This window comes from Glutamicibacter halophytocola (assembly GCF_001302565.1).
Lineage (GTDB): Bacteria > Actinomycetota > Actinomycetes > Actinomycetales > Micrococcaceae > Glutamicibacter > Glutamicibacter halophytocola.
Genome location: NZ_CP012750.1, coordinates 1444938 through 1462592, shown reverse-complemented (window position 1 = coordinate 1462592; position 17655 = coordinate 1444938). Strand labels below are relative to the sequence as shown.

The window sequence follows — 17655 nt, the reverse complement described above, 5'->3', positions numbered from 1 at the left end:
AGGCAATCAGTCCCGGCGTCAAGGACACCGGGTATCGTTGAACAGTGGCCGCGCTGTGCTGAATGCACTTTCACGCATATCGCGGCCACAAACTTGAAGGAAGGACGTATTGTGGCCGGGATCAAAGATGTCGCCCAAGCCGCCGGAGTCTCGGTGGCAACAGTCTCCCGCGCCCTGTCCGGGCGGGGATCGGTGTCAACCACTGCCCAGGAAGCGGTGCAACGCGCTGCTGCCGAGCTGGGATACGTCGTTTCATCCTCGGCCTCCGGGCTGGCCTCGGGCCGCACCCGGAATATCGGCGTTCTGGTCCCGGTGATCAACCACTGGTTCTATGCCAGCGTCCTGGAAGGCATTTCCAGCACGCTCATGGACGAGGGCTACGACACCACGCTCTACCAGTTGACGAAGGATCGCATCCAGCGCGAAAAAGTCTTTTCCGACTTCCTCCTGCGCCAGCGCGTCGATGCTGTCATCGCGGTCAATGTTGAGCTGAATTCCGAGGAAGTCCAGGCATTGCATGCACTGGATAAGCCCCTGGTGGGTGTCGGCGGCCCGCTGCCTGGCGTGCCCACGCTGCATGTTGACGATGAAGGAATCTCTGCGCTCGCGACCCAGCACCTGATTTCCCTGGGGCACCGGCGCATCGGGTTTATTGGCGGGAACGAGGAAACCGACGTGGATTTCCGCGTTCCAACCCGTCGGCGCACCGGATACGAGCAGGCGCTGGATCAGGCCGGCATCGAAATTGATGACAAGCTCTGCGTTGGCGCGGACTTCACCATGCCGCAGGCCTACGCGGCGGCCAAGCAATTATTGGGCGCCCCGATTGCGCGACCCACCGCTCTCATGGCCGCCAGCGACGAGATGGCCATCGGCGCGATTCTCGCGGCCCGCGATCTTGGGCTGCAAGTCCCCCGCGACCTTTCGGTCATTGGCGTGGATAACCACGACCTGTCGGAAATGTTCGGCTTGACCACCATAGAGCAACGGCCTCATGAACAAGGCGAGTTGGCTGTTGCCATGCTGCTGCGGGCCATCCGCGGCGAGGAGCCTGCGCACGCGCACACGGTTGACCACCGACTGGTGGTCCGCTCGTCCACCACGCGCCCCCTCGACGCGTCTTAGACTGCCCTTTTCACAGCGAGCCCTCGCCTTCAGCGCCAATTCCAGGGCATACAAAACTGCCCGCGCCGTTGGCCGGATCATTCGAATCCGGTCAACGGCGCGGGCAGGATGCTTCTGGATTGCCTTTTAGTGGGAAGTCCTCAAGTCTTCGGAGCTTCCTTCAACTTCTTCAACGTGCAGATTCCGTCCTCGGGTCTCGCCCACCCAGAACACCGCGGCCACCGAAATAATCGTCAGCACCATGATGTAGATGGCGATCGAAATCGATGCCCCAGTGGATTCCAGCAGAATCTGCGCCACCGTCGCAGCGAAGGCGCCGCCGAGAATGGCGCCAATGGCATAGCCGATCGAAATGCCGGAGTAGCGCACGTGGGCCGGGAACATCTCTGCGTACATGGCCGACTGCGGACCGTAGGACAATCCCAGGCCCACGGTCAGCACGAAGATCGCCACCGCGTAGAGAACGATATTCCCGGTATCCACCAGCATGAACATCGGGATCATCCATACGAAGACAATCGCGTAGCCGATAACAAAGGTTGTACGGCGTCCAATCAGGTCCGAGAGCCATCCACCGACGAGGGTGAAGATCAGCCAGCCTACCGAGCCGATGGTGGTCGCCAGCAGCACGGGTGCCACCGGCATCTTCAGGACCGCGGTGGTGTAGGAAATGAAGAACGCGATCACCAGGTAGCCGGCAGCATTGTTGGAAATGAAGATCAGCGCCGCCTGCAATACCTGCTTTGAGTGCTTGGCCATCAGTTCGCGCAGTGGCGTGTGCTCTGCGGCCTTGCGCAAGGCCAGCTGCTTGAAGACCGGCGATTCCTCTACTGCACGACGGATCATGTAGCCCACGAGGATCAGCAAAATCGAGAGCAAGAACGGAATGCGCCAGCCCCAGGTGCCAAATGCTTCCGGCGACATGGATACACGAAGAATGTAGAGCAGTCCCGTAGCCAGGATCATGCCGATCGGCACACCGATCTGCGGGTAGGCGCCAAAGTAGCCGCGACGGCTCGTTGGCGCGTGCTCCACTGCCATCAATGCCGCACCGCCCCATTCGCCGCCAGCCGAGAAGCCCTGGATGACTCGAAGCAGCACCAGCAGGATAGGCGCCGCAATGCCGATCGAAGCGTAGGTGGGAAGAACGCCGATGAGCGCCGTGGCGGCACCCATCAAGATCAGGGTCAGGACCAGGATCTTCTTGCGCCCATACCGGTCGCCGAGATGGCCTGCCACGATGGCGCCCAGGGGACGGAAGAAGAAGGAGATGCCGATCATCGCGAAGGAGAGGATCTGAGCTAGTCCTGGATTCGACTCCCCCAGCGGCGCGAGAAACAGCGGTGCCAGCAAGGTAGCCGTGAGCTGCGCGAAGATGAAGAAGTCATACCACTCAATGGTGGTTCCCACGAGAGTTCCGGCAAGTACCCGGCGCTCTTCCTGGGTGCGAGTGACTGTAGATGACATGAGTTGCCCTTTGCCCGTTACTTTACCGACCGTTCGGACGGTATATTGTGTTCACTATCATAATCTGAGAGTGAACCAGATCACAACACCGGGAGCTGCTTGGCCAATGCCAGAACCGAAAACCGCAACCTACACCCGAAGAGAATTCGGTGTTCTAATAGAGAACGACTAAAATTGCGGTTAAAGCAACTATTCAGCAGTCGCAAGGCTCACCGCAAGGGCGCTGACGAGCATTAATCAAATGCCACGCGCCAGATTGAAGTTCCATGCCTACTTCCCAGACCCTTTCCCGCGGAATCCGCGTCCTCGAAATGGTCGCCGACTCCCCGGTACACCTGTCGATTGCCGAAATTGCCGAGAAGCTTGAGGTCCATCGTTCAATTGCGTATCGAATCATCCGCACGCTTGAACAACACCACCTGCTCAATCGCGATGCCGCAGGCCACATTCGCCCAGCGTCAGGCCTGGCAGCCCTGGCCCGCTCCGTTCAGCACGACTTGCAGGCTACAGCAACCGCGGAACTCACAACGCTGGCCAATCAACTCTCGATGACAGCATTCGTCGCTGTGTGGGAATACGACCTGTGCACGACATTGCAGTCCGTGTCGCCATTGAACTCGCAGCGCGCCATCGTCCATCGCCCCGGTTCGGTTCACGGCATGGACGTGGGCGCCGCGGGCATCGCTATCCAATCGAGCTACAGCAAGGAAGCCTGGGAAGCGATGGACACCTTGGTTGCCTATCGCGATGCCGCAGCGCAAGCACGGCTCGACGGCTATGCCATGAGCGAGAACGAAGTCATCCAAGGCGTCACCTCGCTGGCCGTGCCCATCGAGCAGCCTGGGCAAGCTCCTGCAGCCCTCGCGGTCGTCTTCGCGACAAGCACCGTGGACTCATACCAGCCGGTGATCGAAGCGCTGAAGCTGTCAGCTGGACGGATCAGCCAGAAGCTGGCCCACTAGCAGCGACGCCTTGTTAAAAAGGAAACCCGCAGCGGATCCGAGTTGGATCCGCTGCGGGTTTCCCTTAACTGCTAGCTGCCTGCAGGTGCCTTAGCGAACCCTGGAGAGCGTCGGCGACTTGGCGACGATCACCTTCATCGCCAGCGCCGCGAGGAAGATGACTGCCGCGCCACCGGTGGATACCCAAAACGCGCCCAAGTAGCCCAGCGACTCGGCAAAGACTCCGGCCAAGCCGTTGCCGATTGCCGTGCCGACAACGATGCCAGCCGAGAGCATCGTCATCACCGTGGACAGGCGGGAGGCTGGCGCGACTTCTCCGCCCAAGGTCATGACGGTGACGATTACCGGCCCCACGGCAAAACCAGCAACAAACAGTGCCACGATCATCCAAGGCGTTGTCGTAGCCATGTGGAGCCCGAAGCTCAAGATGGTCAATAGTGCCCCGCAGAGAATCCAGCGGTTGATCTGCCGGAAGTACTGTGGCCATGCAGCTACCGAGATGGCCGCGATGGCGCTGGACAAGCCCATGGCGCCGTAGAGCAGACCGCCTTCATTCGAATTTCCCTGGTCTCCGGCGAAGGCCAAAGTTCCAGCGGCCGACGAGCCAAAGACCGTGCCCAGTGCGATCATGCCCAACACCAGCGCGCTGATCGAAGCGACCTGGGCACCAGTGATCCGCGCCTTCTCGGTGGTCGCGGTGGCCGCGACCGGCTTGACCGCGCGACCGGTGGAGTGGGTGGCAAAAATCGGGACCAATACCAAGGTCATGATTGCCGCCAGATACAACGGCAGCACCGGGTTCACCAGCGAAGCCAGCAAACCCACCGCCACTGGGCCAAAAACGAATCCCAATTCATCAAACATGGATTCCAGGCTCAAGGCAGCCGACAGGACTTTCGGATTCTTCTTCTGCTGTCGGGTCATGGCAATCCAGCGCACACGCGACATCGGTCCGACCTGGGGTCCGGTAGCACCGGTGACCAGGCACATGGCGACCAGCAGGGGCACCGATAGGTCCGGGCCGCTATTTCCCAAAAGGGTCAGCAAAACCAGCAAGATGCTGTGGATCAAGGCGACGGCGACCAGGATGGGGCGCTGCCCGAAGCGGTCGGCAAGATACCCAATGCTGGGTCCGCCTACGGCAGAACCAAGGCCAACCATGGCCGCGGCAAGTCCGCCCAAGGCGTAGGATCCGGTGGTGGCGGTGACCAGGGTCATCGACCCGATGGTCAACATCGCCAAAGGAAGGCGGGCCAGGAAAGTCAGTGGCAGGAACGGGGCTCCGACCAAGGGAACAAGCGCAGAGTAACCGGATTTCATCGCCGAATCCTCGCGTTTTTCTTTCGACAACGCATACTGAGTCAACAAAACTCCATAACGAAGCGTGCGCCGTCCCACACCCCCCGACGCACAAATTCCCAGACATGCCTGATGGCACTACCTTCAAGATAGCCACCAGCAAGCGGCAAGTCCAATCCTATTGGCCAGTGCCCAGCAGGCTATCGCGCTGGATGGTCGAGCCGTGCTGGGTCTTGAGCACGGACACCCGGTTGGTGATGCGTTGCTTCATCTCGGCAACGTGGGATACCAGGCCGATCGTTCGTCCGCCCGCGCGCAAGTTCTCCAGCGCTTGCATCACTTCTTCCAGGGTCTCGGCATCCAGGGAGCCAAAGCCCTCATCAACAAAGAGTGTTTGCATATCCACCGCGCCCGAGTGATGGGAAATCACATCTGCCAAGCCCAGAGCCAAAGCCAACGATGCCATGAACGTCTCGCCGCCGGACAGCGTTTGGGTTTCCCGGTACTTCCCGGTCCACGAGTCCAAAACCCGCAGCCCCAATCCGGACTTTGAATTCCCTTGCTTGGAATCATCATGATGCAGCGAATAGCGGCCACCGGACATCGCATCCAGCCGCTCGGTGGCGGCAATGGCTACTTCCTCCAGCCTGGCAGCCAAGACATAGGTGCTGAGCGTCATCTTGTAGAGGTTCTCTGCCCCGCCACGGATCACTTCAGCCAGCCCGCGCAGGCGCCGGTAGGCTTCGATCACCGGACCCGCATCTGCCCGAAGGCGCTGCAGCTGTCCAACCGATTCCTCGTGGCGTTCCAAGCACGTTGCCGCCAGAACCACCTGTTCGCGGGCCGCTTCATACTGTTCCTCTGCATCCGCGGCCAGGGCACGCGATTGGAGAATTTCATCATCGTTCGGAGCCTGGACGCCCTTGACTTCCAGGTCCCGGGCCGCACGGCAGTCTTCGGATTTTTCGAGGGTTGCAATGGCGCTGGCAAGATCTGCATCCGCCCGTTGCAGCTGCTTCAGCCTCTCGCGTTCTTCGCCCTCCAGCACCGCGGCTTCAAAGTCGCCAATGGTTTCAAAGCCGGCTTCCTTCCGTTCCCTATCCCACGCGGATTCGACCTCGTTCAACGCTTGCCGGGCTTCGAGCAGCTGGCGCAAGGCCTGCACGGAAGCGGCCAGCCCTTCGGATTTCCCCTGGAGCCCGCGGACCTGATCGGACAGGCTTTCCTTGCCAGCACGCAGCTCTTCCAGCTTCGCGTCTAGCTGTTCCAGCTGGGCAGCCAGCGACTGAACGTTGTGCCGCGCCGTGGAATGCTCGAGGGTGGCTTGGGCTGCGCGAGCCGTACGCTGCTCGATCCGCGCGCGAAGCTGGTCGAGCTTTGCCACGCGGGCAGAGATCTCGGCTTGCTGCTTGCGTGCCAGTTCCAGCTGGCTTTGCGCCGCGCCCAGCTCCTCGCGCAATTGCGCGACGCTTTGTTCGCCCGCGGAGATTTGCGCCGTTTCCAGTTTGGCCGCCAGCGTGTCGCGCGCCTGGGCGGCCTTTTGTCCTTCCGCACGGGCAGAGGCCACCAGTTCCTCGGAGATCTGGATCTGCTTGTCGTCGATCAAGGCAGCGTCAGCATCTGCTTGCGCCGGGGCAGGATGCTCCGCTGAACCGCACACCAGGCAAGGCTGCCCCTCCTCCAGCGCGGCTGCCAGGCGCAGCGCGCTTTGGCCTAGCTGCTCGGTGCGCAGAGCCAACAAGCTTTTTTCAGCGTCGACAATCTTCAACTCTTGTGCGATTGAATGCTCGCGGGCCGCAAGGACTTTCTTTTCCAGGTCATCACGGGTCAGCGCATGGGCGATTTGCGTTTCAGCCAGTTGCTGGCGTTCCTTGGCTCGCTGCAGGTTTTCACCAGCCCCGGCCTGGTCCAGGTCTTCGCTCTCCAATTTTTCGCGTTCAGTTTTCAATTGTGCGACCTCGGCCTCTGCCTGGTCACGGGCCTTCTCATGCGTTGCCGCGTCCTGTTCTGCCTTGGACACATCCTTGGCAAGGGAGACTCGACGCTTCTCTTCTGCCAATGCAGACTTCGCTATGGCCAATTCCTCGGCAACATCAGTGCTTTCCTGGCGCAGCCTGTCCAAGCCCGATGCATCCGGTTCACAGGCCATGCTGACGGCCTGGCTTAGCCACAGCTGCTGTTGTTCCCAGGCGAATGTGGATTGCTGCAAGGCGGCCCGAGCACTGTTGGCCTGCGCAAGATAGGCGCGCACTGCCGCAGCCTGGGCGTCTTTCTCCAGCTTGCTGCTGGCACTCACTGCTGCGCCATGGCCCTGTCCATAGCGGCTTTGCAGCGCCTGCAGTTCGCCAAGCCGGGCAAATACGCGCCGGCGTTCTTCCAGCGCACGCGCATGATCGCCTGTGCGTGTTCTCTGCGTCCGCAGCTTTTGGGCTTCAGCTTCGGCCAGCCGGTGAATCTGGCCAATGCGGGCACGATAATCCGCAAAATAATCGTCGGGAGAAGCCAGAACCGCTTCTTCTTGCTCTACTGGTTCGCCCATGGGCTCGCGGCCGGCCAGGAAGGTTCGCGCTTCGGCGTGAATGGCATCCTCGGATGCGCTCAGACGGGCTTCGAGGCTCTCGGTTTTCTTGCGTTCTTCGGAAAGACGCAAGGAAAATTCTTCTTCGATTCGCGCGTAGTCACTCGTATCGAAAAGATTGGCCAGAAGATCCTCGCGGTCTTTGGCCTTCGCCCTCAGGAAATCCGCAAACCCGCCTTGAGGCAGCATGACCACTTTGGTGAACTGTTCGCGATCAAGCCCCAAGAGGCTGCCCAGCACATGTCCAACCTCGTCATTGCGGGTCGAGAGTTCCTTCCACCCATCAGGGGTGAACTCCCGCAGCAAGCTGGACGCCTTTTGCTCGGTGGTTTTGTTCTTGCCCCGCTTTGACGGGCGCATCCACGCAGGCGAGCGGGTCACTTCGAAGCGGCGATCGCCAATGGTCAGCTCGCAGAGCACTTCTGGAGCCAGGTCGGCAGGCGCATGATCAGATCGAATTTGCCGGCTGCCGGTGCGGCTTCCGGGCAACGTGCCGTACAGGGCATAGCAAATCGCATCGAGGATGCTGGATTTTCCTGCGCCGGTGGGCCCGTCCAGAAGAAAGAGGCCTCCGTCGGCGAGCTCGTCAAAGTCGATGTGCTCGCTTCCGGCAAAGGGGCCAAAAGCCTGGATCCGGAGATGATGAATTCTCACTGGCTGACCTGCGCTTCCCGGGTGGCTCGGATCACTTCGGTGATAACGTCGCGTTCGGCTTCATCCGCCGCCCGTTCACGCACGTGTTCCAGGAAGTCGCCCACCACCTCTTCGGTGCTGGTCGCCTTGGCCATCCGCTGGGCATAGCTGGAGGTCTGGGATGCTTTTTCGCCGCCTTCGGGAGCAAAATTCAGCACCACGGTATCGGGGAACCGTGTGCGCAGGGCGTTCATCGCCTCGGCCGGGCGCTCGGGATCGGTGAGCGTGATCTGGCACCAGGCTTCGGTAGCATATTCCAGTTCCGGGTCGTTGAGCAGATCAGCCAGCCGGCCCTTGAGAACCGCCAATTTCTTCGGCACCGAAAGCAGGATTTCCTGGACTGAGCCGATGCCTTGCGCGGTGGTGTCAATCAGCCACATGCCCTTGGTCTGGTTCACTTCGGAGAAGGAGTAGGCCAACGGCGAGCCTGAATAGCGCACGTGGTCCCGTACTTTTTGGCGACCATGCAAGTGGCCCAAGGCGGCATAGCCAAAGTGCTCGAACAGCTCGACCGGAACCACATCCAGGTTTCCGGTGCTCAGCTCGCGCTCGGAGTCGCTGCCAATGCCGCCGGCCGCAAACAGGTGCGCCATGGCCACGGGAACAATGGGCTTCTGCCCATTGTGCAGCGTCGCGAGGTGCTCGTCGATTTCACCGATTGCTGCCTGCACCACCGATTCGTGGCTGGCTTTGGCCGCGCCCAGGCGCTCCATCACCATGCGCGGTTCCAGGTAGGGAATGCCGTAGATGGCCACCTGGTGATCCCCTGCATCGCACACCACCGGAGAGAGCATGCGGTCAAGATCCGCGATGATGTGCACCCCGGCACTATCCAGCAGCCCAGAGCCAAAGCCCAACCGGGAGGCCGAGTCATGGTTGCCGCTGGTGATCACTACGGTGGCGCCGGTTGCCCGCAATTCGGACAGCGCCCAGTTGCACAGTTGGACGGCATCAACGTGGGGCAGGGCGCGGTCGTAGATATCACCGGCAATCAGCACCACATCAACCTGCTGGTTGGCCGTGACATCGATGATTTCCTGGAGCACGCTGCGCTGCGCGTCAATCAGGGACGCCCCATGGAAGGTCCGGCCCAAATGCCAATCGGAGGTGTGTAGCAATCGCATATTTCCAACCATATGCAATGTCGGGGACAACTTGGACATTAGAATGGAGCTGTGAATGAAACCGGTGAATCTGCACTCCTGCCAGAGAACTACTCAGACAAGGTGTTTGCGATCCTCCTCGGCCTAGCCGACGGCGCAACCCACGCCCGTGACGACATCGACCCCGGCGCCACCGAAATCCTCCCCCTCTATCTGGCCGACGGCCTGCTGGAAGCGTTGGAGTGGGCTCGTGATGGCGTTGCCAGCGACGAGGCAGCCTGCATGTGGCTTGCCGCGCTGCGCAGCTACAAGAAACTCACCGGGTCTTTCCCCGCTGGCGCTCCTGAACCACTGGGCCGCTGGATCGACAAGGAATTTCCCAAGGTGGAGATCTTCGAGAAAATCGCTGACGGCGATCCGCAGAATATCTCCGGATTGAACAGCGCCGATATGGGACAGCCGGGCCGCCCGACAGGCGCCGATGCGGACTCCACCGGGGTCCTGCCCCGCGCTGCGATCACTGCGCTGCTGGCCCGCGTGCCGCTGGGCACCACCGAAGCCTTGGCCCGTTCGGCAGCTTTCCTGACCCACGATGCCCAGGCAGCCAAAACTGCCATAGCCGCAGCGAAGATCATTCGCTCGGCCATGGAACGCTCCGAGGAGTCGGCCAGCGAGTGGGATGGCCTGCTGGCTGAGCTTGAAGGCCCATCGGCCGAAGCCTTGCGCACGGCGGTATCCAAAATTCGCGAAAATATTTCGCTGTCGCCAGAAGATGCCTACAACGCGTACTTTGGCGAGAACGCCGAGGCAGAACCGGCCGAGTCCGACGTCTCGGCTGCTCCTGAGCCAGTCGTTTCGGAGCCGGAGGATCGGGACCCCGAGGTTGATGCCTACGCGGTGGCCCTGCTGGCGGCCGTCTATGGGACCGAAGCTGTTGGCGAACGTCCAGCCAGTGCGCTGGATGACATCATCTCGGAATTGCATGATCGCTGGATGGCACTGCTCGTCTAGCGCAAGACCTTGTGAATCACGGCGATGGCCGGCTCATCAGAGCCGGCCATCGCCGTTTTTCATGCTGGAGCTATGCGGTCAGCCCGAAGCCGCCAACCATTTGCATGAATTCGCCTTCGGAAATGATCGTGACCTTCTGGCCCTTTTCGCGCAGGCGCAAAACGTGCTTGGCCTTGTTGGTCAACCGGCCATTGGCCAGGTCCTGCGGTACAAATCCGTCGCCGACAACCAGGGCAGTGGTTGCGCGGGTAACCCGCGACGCGGTCTGCGCACCGTGTTCGGCGGCAAGTTCCTTGGCTTGCGGACGCGGCAGGGCCAGATTGCCGGTGAAGACCATGATCTGCCCGTAGAGCGGATGCCCCGGATCCGCCTGGAGATTTGGCGACGGGTTCGGCCCTTCCTGAGGCCAGTTATTGAACGCGTCCTGTGGCGGCAGCGGGTGGCCGGAGGCGAGCCATCCCTGGGCGTCGCGGGTGGCGCGCGAGTATTCGTCGCCCGGTTGCCATGCCGAGGTGAGCCCCAGGCGCACTCCATAGTGGTCTGCCGTTTCCAGCAGGGATCCTAGGCCGCTGCGTTCAGCCATATCGATCATGGCCCAAGCGCAGGCGGTGGAGTCGGCGAGCGCTTCGTGGTGATTCTCGATGGGATGTCCGGCTTCCTCGGCCACAAAAGGCAGGGAGTAGCTGGGCAGGTCGTAGGCCTTGCGGGAGAGCTTCACGGTGCACAGGTGGGCAATTTCCGGAACCGGGATTTCGCCGGCCTCCGAGGCGGCACGAATCACTCCGGAGTCAAAAGAAGAATTGTGGGCCACCAGTACGTCCGGGCCGATGAAATCCAGCAACTCCGGAAGCTTCTGCGTGACTCGTGGCGAGTCGATGACCATGTCCGGGGTGATGTGGTGGATCGACACATTGCGGGGGTCGAAGTGGTCAAAACCCGCCGGCGGCTGCATGAGCCACTGCTCGGTTTCAACTATTTTTCCGGAACGTACTTTGACCAGGCCCACCGAACAGGCGGAGCCGATAAAACCGTTTGCTGTCTCAAAATCTACTGCTGTGAAGTCCAATGCCACGCCCAACAGCTTACTCCCTTATACGGTGCTCCCGGCATCCGTGCCCGCCCAAGCGATCCGAGCCGCGGCCGCTCATTCGCCGACCTGAAGCCCTCTCTCGACCCTTGACCTGCAATAATTTGTCGGAATGAGGCCAAGGAGGTGCACAACAAGCAGGAAAGATCACACAGTGAAGGACCGGCTCGGGCCGATCCGCAAGCGCTGCCAGCTCATGGGCGAAAGAGCTGGTCGTAGTAGCCGCTCAGTGCCGGATAATAATCGGGTTCGAAAACAACAGCTGCGGGGTCGCCTCCTGCGGCCGCCGTTGCCAGCCGATCGAGATAGAACTCCCAGCCCGGGCCCACGGACCCGGCCATCGCAGGGTCGATTCCCGGCATTTGGAAGATCAGTTCGCTGCCATCGACCGAGGTTTCGATGAAGAGTTCCAGTTGCCAGCTTTGGCTTCCTTCTCCTGTACGCACTTTCAGGACAAAACCAGTCCTGTCGCACTCCAGGATTTCCACGCGCGCACTAGGGTGGCCTTCTTCAGCCAGCAACACCATATCAACTGCACCGGTGTGCGGATCCCCGCTCCACGGACCGAACCAGAGTGCCAGGCGTTCCGAGTCGACGAGATATTTCCATAATTCGCCAGGAGCCTGGGAAAAATTTCGTCGAAGTTCCAAAGCCCCGTTGGCTGCCCGGGTTCCAGTGGCTCGGGTACTCATTCAAGTTCTCCTTCGTGCTCGGGAAGAGGACGACATGGCCGGCCAGCTGGCAATCGTCCTGAGTTGCAAAAAGAATAGCAAGGTTCGCTCCCCGGCGGCCGAGCCCCTTGGTCTGCGTCAGACACCGCCCGATTCCTGTCCTCGGGAAACAGAAACCGGGCGGCGTGTGCTTGCCCCTGGCCTAGGCTGTGGCCTTGCGCAGCGTGACATAGGAACCTGTGGCCAGCAGCACGGCGGCCGCGCCTCCCCAGAGGGTGACCCCGGCTGCGGTCCAGGTCAATGCCCAGTCCCAGAACGGACCCCAGAATTCAGTGAACGTGAAGATCGCGATGACCCCCAAGATCAAAAGTCCGAGGGCGGTGAAGAAGACCACCATTCCCGCCTGCCGCCAACGCATATAGATCGTGGCAATCAGGAAACCGATCATGAACAGCAATACCATGAGCACGAAATAGAACATGATCTGAACGAACCAGCTATTGTCGGCGATCCACTGCAAGGCGAAGAATCGTCCGTCCATGCCCCAGCCTCCGGTGGCGGTTTCAATGAGTCCCATGAGGTAGTAGAACACCGAGAGCACCAAGGCACAGGCGGAAAATAATGCCACAGTTCCGACATAGAAAGTCCGCCGAGAAATGCTCATCCCCAGGGAGAAGGGGAAGGTCATGGTCAGCGCCTGGATACCGAGTGCAAGAAAATACCACATCGGTGCTTGGGCGCCACCGCCATACAGCACGCCGTCACCGCCATTGCGGCGGACCAACCACCAGATGGCGAGCGTAAAGAGGAAGGCGCTGACCAGGATCATCAGTGGAATGCCGATGAAGGTAGCCTTGTTTATCAGCTGCATTCGGGCAACTTTGATGGTGCGGTTCATGACCGGGCCTCCGTCTTGTCGCTTGTTGCTGCGGTTGCATCGTTCAAGGCGCTGCGGACTACGTATTGCTGCAGCGAGACCGGGCTCAAGTCCAGTCCCATGAGCTTCGCCTGCTCCCGGCGGCCTGCGTCCAGATCGGCTCTGATGGTGACACTGGATAGCGCACCGAGCCCATCGCGATGCAGCACCGTGGCAGCGCCGATGAATTCTTGGACCTTGGCCGCTTCGCCGGTCACCGTCACGGCCGCGCCGCGCAGGTCTTCAGCGTCGGAGTCGATGACGATCCGGCCCTTGTCGATCACGATGACGTGTTCGAGCAGGTTCGCGACCTCGTCGATCAGGTGGCTGGAAAGCACGATGGTTCTCGGGTATTCGGCAAAATCCTCAACCAAGCGGTCGTAGAAAACCTGCCGAGCCACAGCATCCAAGCCGAGGTATGGTTCGTCGAAAAAGGTGATTTCGGCGCGTGAGGCCATGCCGATGATGACGCCCACTGCGGAAAGCTGGCCCCGCGAGAGTTTCTTGATCCGGCGCTTGATCGGCAGCCCGAAGTCCTGAACCAGATTTTGCGCCAATTGCTCGTCCCAGTTCTCGAAGAACATCGCCGCGGCGGTGAAAGCCTGATGGACTTTGAAGTCTTCCGGGTACTTTTGGGATTCGCGGATGAAGCAGATGCGCGAGAGCGTTGGGTCGTGCTCGAATGGCTCATGCCCGAAGATCAGGGCGGAGCCGTGGTCCGGATAGTTCTGCCCGGTCAAGATGGACATCAGGGTGGTCTTGCCGGCGCCGTTGCGCCCGAGCAGGCCGTAGATCCGGTCGGGTTCCAGATCCAGATTGATGTTATCCAGCGCCCTGACGTCCTTGTAGGTCTTGGTCAGCCCGCGGGTGGCGATTGCTGTTGATCGTGTCATGCCATTCCTCCCTGCCTAGTGATGAAGTTTCAGGCTTCCGAACCGGTTCTGATCATCGCGACCAGTTCGTCGATGCCGATGCCGAGGTTCGAAGCCTCGGCGGTAAGTGGAGCTATGAATTGCTGCTGGAATTTCTCCCGGCGCTTTTCACGCAGCCGCGTCGGCGCACCCTGCGTGACGAACATGCCGATCCCCCGCTTCTTGTAGAGAAGTCCATCCTCGACCAATCGATTAATGCCCTTGGCCGCGGTGGCTGGGTTGATTCGATAGAAAACGGCGAATTCGTTGGTGGAGGGCACTTGCGCCTCTTCGGCGAGAACACCAGAAATGATGTCGTTCTCAATCAGCTCAGCGATCTGCATGAAAATCGGTTTCGAATCATCGATCACACCGGCTCCTCCCCGTGCTTGCTCCCACCATCCAAGTTAGTGGGTTAGTTACTCATGTAACTAACCATAGAACCTAGGGCGGCAGAGCACAAGTGCTGAGGGCTTAGCTTTCTGGGCATTCTCATAATAAATGCATACAAATTCCCAAATCACGTCGAAAATTCGCGTTATTCCGCGCTTTTCAACACCCAGAAAGCAAAGTTTTTCCTGTCAACGAGTGGCGTTTGACCTGCCCCTTAGCTGCTACATGAGGTTGCCCTACGAACCGCACAGCAATCAATTCAAGACTTATGACAGCCCCCTTTTCGAAGCACTACAAGGAACTCCATGAACATCTTGCTTTTTGCGGCCGCCGACGTCGCCGCCATTTTGATTCTTACTTTTGGTCTTTACCTTCGCCGCCATCGACGCCGGGATTTGGCTGTGTCCTACATCGGAATCAACATCGGGGTGTTCGCCGTCGCGACCGCCTTGGCCGGAAGTACCGTCAGCGCCGGACTGGGCATGGGACTTTTCGGAGTTCTTTCCATCATCCGCCTGCGCTCGACCGAGCTGGAACAGCACGAAATCGCCTACTATTTCTCAGCCCTGGCCATCGGCTTGATCACCGGCATGGGTCCAACGCCCATCTGGCTTCCCCTGGCACTGGTGGGCCTCATCCTGATCGCGATGCTCGTTGCCGACCACTCAAGGGTCCTGCCTACCTACCGCCATCAGGAAGTCATCCTGGACCGGGCCATCGCCAACGATGAAGAACTCCATGCCCACCTCGGCTTGCTCCTCAATGGAGCCACGATTCACCAGGCTGTGGTCCAGCAGCTGGACCTTGTCAATGACAAGACCATCGTCAAGGTCCGTTTCTCCGCACCACGAATCGGCCTGATTGAACAACCATCATCACGCACCGTCGAGAACCACGAAGTCATTACGGGGCAAACACGATGAATTTCACCGATCAGCTAGAAACCATAAGCCTCGACGAGCTCAATGCGGCCGCCGCGCTCCAGACCCGCACCGACCGCAAATACATTCTCACCGCGCAGCAGGCCAGGGAAGTCCTCCCGCTCTTGGCGAAGCAAGCACTGGTCCTGTCCATCGAAGGGCGCCGCGCATCGGATTACACCTCGGTCTACTTCGATACCCCTGATCTGGCCAGCTTTCACCTGGCCGCGCATCCTCGCCGGCGCCGCTTCAAGATTCGCACCCGAAGCTACATGGATACCGAGCGGTGCTACCTGGAGGTGAAAACCGAGGGGGCGCGCGAACAGACGGTGAAGGAACGAATCGAACACCCCTTTGCGGCCCGTAGTGCGCTGGGCAAAGATTCGCTGGAGTACATCCACGAGACTCTGGAGCACGAGCTGGGGAGCTGCCCCATCACACCGGCCGAACTCACCCCGGTTATTGATTCGTCCTACTCACGCACCACCCTGTACCTGCCGCAGTCGAATAGCCGCGTCACCGTGGACAACAACCTGATCTGGACGGATCCGCAGTCCGGGTTCCGCCTCGAATGCAACGAGATCATCGTGGAAACAAAGTCGGCCTTGAACGCTGGCCCAGCCGACAAACTGCTCTGGAGCCACCAGATCCGGCCGTCACGGATCTCAAAATTTGCCACCGGAATGAGCTTGATCCACCAGCATCTTCCAGCCAACCGCTGGCACAAAACAACCAAGCACAAATTATCCACCGCAGTATCCCTGCACCCATAGGAGCATCATGATTGACTCACCCCGCCACCGGGCGCAGTCCCCGCGCCAATTCCGGTTCAAAACCCCACGGGCCATGGCTGCCGTCGCATCTTTGTCCATCGCCGCACTGGCTCTTGCCGGTTGCACCAATCCAGCATCGGCGCAGAGTGTCGTGAACACTAGTCTCAGCACCGAAACGGCGGCATTCTTCAACGCAGATTCCGTACATGAGATCAGTGTGAGCGCTGAACCCGACGACATCACCGCCGCGCTGAAGGCCTATGCGGCTGACGGAACCAAAGATTGGATTTCCGCCGAGGTCACCATTGACGGGACAACATTCAAAAACGTGGGCATAAAGCTGAAGGGGAACTCCACTCTTCGCGGCGCTGACGAATCATCGGATCCCGCATCGCTGCCGTGGATTCTGCGGCTGGACAAGTTCGAAGGCAACCAGAGCTATTCGGGACGAACAGAGTTTGTCATCAGGACCAATTCCAGCGAATCCTCGCTGAATGAGGCCGTGGCACTTGAACTTCTTGGCGAAGCGGGCCTCGCCACCGAGCATGCGGCGGCCACCCGCTTCTCGCTGAACGGTTCGGATGCCGAACTGCGCCTGGTCATAGACAACCCCTCCGATGAGCTTTACAGCGAGGAGACTTTTGACGGCGAGGGCATCACCTACAAGGCCGACGCCGATGGCGATTACTCCTACCGCGGAGACGCAGCCAGCGACTATGAAACTGCCTTTGAAGTGGAATCCGGGGCGGACGATCTCACTCCGGTGGCCACGTTCCTGGATTTTGTGAACAACTCATCGGATGAAGATTTCTCCAGCAAGCTATCGGACTACCTGGACACCGGCCAGTTCGCAACGTACTTGGCCATGCAGGATCTGGTGTCTAACACCGATGATATTGACGGGCCGGGCAACAACTCCTTCCTGCGATATGACGCAGCCACGAAGAAGATGACGGTCGTCGCATGGGATCAAAACCTTTCCTTCGGCTCTGGCCCAGGCGGGATGGGCGGCGGCGGTCCGATGGGCGGTGGCAACGGAGGCGGGCCCGGCAAGATGGATGCCGATTCATTGCTCACCAGCATGTTGCCCGATGGCTTGAAGCTCTCCGACGCCAAGAAGCAAATCGAGGCAGGGACGGTGCCGGACGGCGTCGAGCTCCCAGAGCAAATGGCTTTGGAAGACGGAACCGAATTGATCGACGTGCTGAAGGATCTGGCCAAGGGCGAGATGCCAGAAGGCCTGTCCTTCGGCGGCGGAGGGCAGCGGCCTGGGATGAATGGCCAAGGCGGCGCGCCCGATGGGACCATGGCTCCCCCAGAGCAGAATCCAGCGGACGGCACCAAAGCCACCGGCGATACGACGCAGGCCACCAAGGACAATCCTGCAGGCGGCCAAAACGGCGGCAAATCGATGGGCGGGAAATCCAACCCGCTGGTGACCCGGTTCCTGGCGGATGAAGACTTCAAGGCACAGTATGAAGCTGCCAAGACCGAACTGGCAGACAAGCTCTATGAATCCGGCACCGCCGAGGAAATCCTCGACAAGTGGACCACGCTGTTGAACAACGAAGCCAGCGACCTGATTGATTCAGAAACAGTGAGCAGCGAAGCGGACGCCATCCGTTCGCATTTCACCTCGGATTCAGCGCAGTCATCCACCCCGAGCTCCCAGCAGCCCTCTACCGCTCCAAAGACCGAAGAAGATGAAGCAACGCCCGGCGCTTCAACGACTTCAAATTCCTGATA

At 60.1% G+C, this 17655-nt stretch carries 15 protein-coding genes; 6 read left to right on the top strand and 9 right to left on the bottom strand.

The annotated features are described in order from the left end of the window. Positions 1–111: 111 nt before the first annotated feature. Positions 112–1125 (top strand): LacI family DNA-binding transcriptional regulator, encoded by a 1014-nt coding sequence (locus AOZ07_RS06830; protein ID WP_060701326.1) that lies wholly within the window; start codon positions 112–114, stop codon positions 1123–1125. Between the two features lie 126 nt (positions 1126–1251). Here AOZ07_RS06830 and AOZ07_RS06825 read toward each other — a convergent pair whose 3' ends face one another. Beyond that, a complete protein-coding gene (locus tag AOZ07_RS06825) occupies positions 1252–2592 on the bottom strand; it encodes an MFS transporter (protein ID WP_060701325.1) in 1341 nt (446 codons plus the stop codon). 266 nt (positions 2593–2858) lie between these two features. Here AOZ07_RS06825 and AOZ07_RS06820 point away from each other — a divergent pair, with 266 nt between their 5' ends. Beyond that, a complete protein-coding gene (locus tag AOZ07_RS06820) occupies positions 2859–3554 on the top strand; it encodes an IclR family transcriptional regulator (protein ID WP_060701324.1) in 696 nt (231 codons plus the stop codon). 90 nt (positions 3555–3644) lie between these two features. Here AOZ07_RS06820 and AOZ07_RS06815 read toward each other — a convergent pair whose 3' ends face one another. The 3 genes from AOZ07_RS06815 to AOZ07_RS06805 form a co-directional block, all read right to left on the bottom strand. After that, the gene (locus tag AOZ07_RS06815; RefSeq protein WP_075972580.1) at positions 3645–4874 is read right to left on the bottom strand and encodes an MFS transporter; all 1230 of its coding nucleotides are present in this window, start codon (positions 4872–4874) and stop codon (positions 3645–3647) included. Positions 4875–5031: 157 nt separating this feature from the next. Next, a complete protein-coding gene (locus tag AOZ07_RS06810) occupies positions 5032–8085 on the bottom strand; it encodes an AAA family ATPase (protein ID WP_060701322.1) in 3054 nt (1017 codons plus the stop codon). Continuing rightward, positions 8082–9248 (bottom strand): exonuclease SbcCD subunit D, encoded by a 1167-nt coding sequence (locus AOZ07_RS06805; RefSeq protein WP_060701321.1) that lies wholly within the window; start codon positions 9246–9248, stop codon positions 8082–8084. Before AOZ07_RS06805 ends, AOZ07_RS06810 begins: the two co-directional genes overlap by 4 nt. A gap of 51 nt (positions 9249–9299) precedes the next feature. On the opposite strand from AOZ07_RS06805, the gene AOZ07_RS06800 reads away from it, so the two are divergent. Next, complete coding sequence (locus AOZ07_RS06800; RefSeq protein ID WP_060701320.1) at positions 9300–10238, top strand: ADP-ribosylglycohydrolase family protein; 939 nt, start codon at positions 9300–9302, stop codon at positions 10236–10238. Between the two features lie 70 nt (positions 10239–10308). Here the strand turns inward: AOZ07_RS06800 and AOZ07_RS06795 are convergent, their stop codons facing one another. The 5 genes from AOZ07_RS06795 to AOZ07_RS06775 form a co-directional block, all read right to left on the bottom strand. Beyond that, positions 10309–11310 carry a 3'-5' exonuclease gene (locus tag AOZ07_RS06795; RefSeq protein ID WP_060703346.1) on the bottom strand — a complete coding sequence of 334 codons (1002 nt, stop codon included), beginning with the start codon at positions 11308–11310 and terminating at the stop codon, positions 10309–10311. Between the two features lie 209 nt (positions 11311–11519). After that, complete coding sequence (locus AOZ07_RS06790) at positions 11520–12017, bottom strand: SRPBCC family protein (protein WP_060701319.1); 498 nt, start codon at positions 12015–12017, stop codon at positions 11520–11522. Positions 12018–12198: 181 nt separating this feature from the next. Continuing rightward, the gene (locus AOZ07_RS06785) at positions 12199–12894 is read right to left on the bottom strand and encodes a hypothetical protein (protein ID WP_060701318.1); all 696 of its coding nucleotides are present in this window, start codon (positions 12892–12894) and stop codon (positions 12199–12201) included. After that, complete coding sequence (locus AOZ07_RS06780; RefSeq protein WP_060701317.1) at positions 12891–13805, bottom strand: ABC transporter ATP-binding protein; 915 nt, start codon at positions 13803–13805, stop codon at positions 12891–12893. The genes AOZ07_RS06785 and AOZ07_RS06780 overlap by 4 nt, the downstream gene beginning before the upstream one ends. A 29-nt stretch (positions 13806–13834) precedes the next feature. Beyond that, positions 13835–14167 (bottom strand): GntR family transcriptional regulator, encoded by a 333-nt coding sequence (locus AOZ07_RS06775; RefSeq protein ID WP_207758471.1) that lies wholly within the window; start codon positions 14165–14167, stop codon positions 13835–13837. Between the two features lie 354 nt (positions 14168–14521). On the opposite strand from AOZ07_RS06775, the gene AOZ07_RS06770 reads away from it, so the two are divergent. Genes AOZ07_RS06770 through AOZ07_RS06760 form a run of 3 tightly spaced genes read left to right on the top strand, consistent with a single transcriptional unit; the run spans position 14522 to position 17653 of the window. Then, complete coding sequence (locus AOZ07_RS06770) at positions 14522–15139, top strand: DUF4956 domain-containing protein (RefSeq protein ID WP_060701316.1); 618 nt, start codon at positions 14522–14524, stop codon at positions 15137–15139. Continuing rightward, positions 15136–15909, top strand: coding sequence for a polyphosphate polymerase domain-containing protein (locus tag AOZ07_RS06765; RefSeq protein ID WP_060701315.1), 774 nt, complete (start codon positions 15136–15138; stop codon positions 15907–15909). Before AOZ07_RS06770 ends, AOZ07_RS06765 begins: the two co-directional genes overlap by 4 nt. Before the next feature lie 7 nt (positions 15910–15916). After that, positions 15917–17653, top strand: coding sequence for a CotH kinase family protein (locus tag AOZ07_RS06760; protein ID WP_060701314.1), 1737 nt, complete (start codon positions 15917–15919; stop codon positions 17651–17653). Positions 17654–17655: the final 2 nt, after the last annotated feature.

What these genes read in the sequence shown, in the direction of transcription:
- AOZ07_RS06825 (WP_060701325.1), bottom strand. Translation starts at nt 2,592, where the DNA reads ATGTCATCTACAGTCACTCGCACCCAGGAAGAGCGCCGGGTACTTGCC.
- AOZ07_RS06820 (WP_060701324.1), top strand. Translation starts at nt 2,859, where the DNA reads ATGCCTACTTCCCAGACCCTTTCCCGCGGAATCCGCGTCCTCGAAATG.
- AOZ07_RS06815 (WP_075972580.1), bottom strand. Translation starts at nt 4,874, where the DNA reads ATGAAATCCGGTTACTCTGCGCTTGTTCCCTTGGTCGGAGCCCCGTTC.
- AOZ07_RS06805 (WP_060701321.1), bottom strand. Translation starts at nt 9,248, where the DNA reads ATGCGATTGCTACACACCTCCGATTGGCATTTGGGCCGGACCTTCCAT.
- AOZ07_RS06790 (WP_060701319.1), bottom strand. Translation starts at nt 12,017, where the DNA reads ATGAGTACCCGAGCCACTGGAACCCGGGCAGCCAACGGGGCTTTGGAA.
- AOZ07_RS06785 (WP_060701318.1), bottom strand. Translation starts at nt 12,894, where the DNA reads ATGAACCGCACCATCAAAGTTGCCCGAATGCAGCTGATAAACAAGGCT.
- AOZ07_RS06780 (WP_060701317.1), bottom strand. Translation starts at nt 13,805, where the DNA reads ATGACACGATCAACAGCAATCGCCACCCGCGGGCTGACCAAGACCTAC.
- AOZ07_RS06775 (WP_207758471.1), bottom strand. Translation starts at nt 14,167, where the DNA reads ATGCAGATCGCTGAGCTGATTGAGAACGACATCATTTCTGGTGTTCTC.
- AOZ07_RS06770 (WP_060701316.1), top strand. Translation starts at nt 14,522, where the DNA reads ATGAACATCTTGCTTTTTGCGGCCGCCGACGTCGCCGCCATTTTGATT.
- AOZ07_RS06765 (WP_060701315.1), top strand. Translation starts at nt 15,136, where the DNA reads ATGAATTTCACCGATCAGCTAGAAACCATAAGCCTCGACGAGCTCAAT.
- AOZ07_RS06760 (WP_060701314.1), top strand. Translation starts at nt 15,917, where the DNA reads ATGATTGACTCACCCCGCCACCGGGCGCAGTCCCCGCGCCAATTCCGG.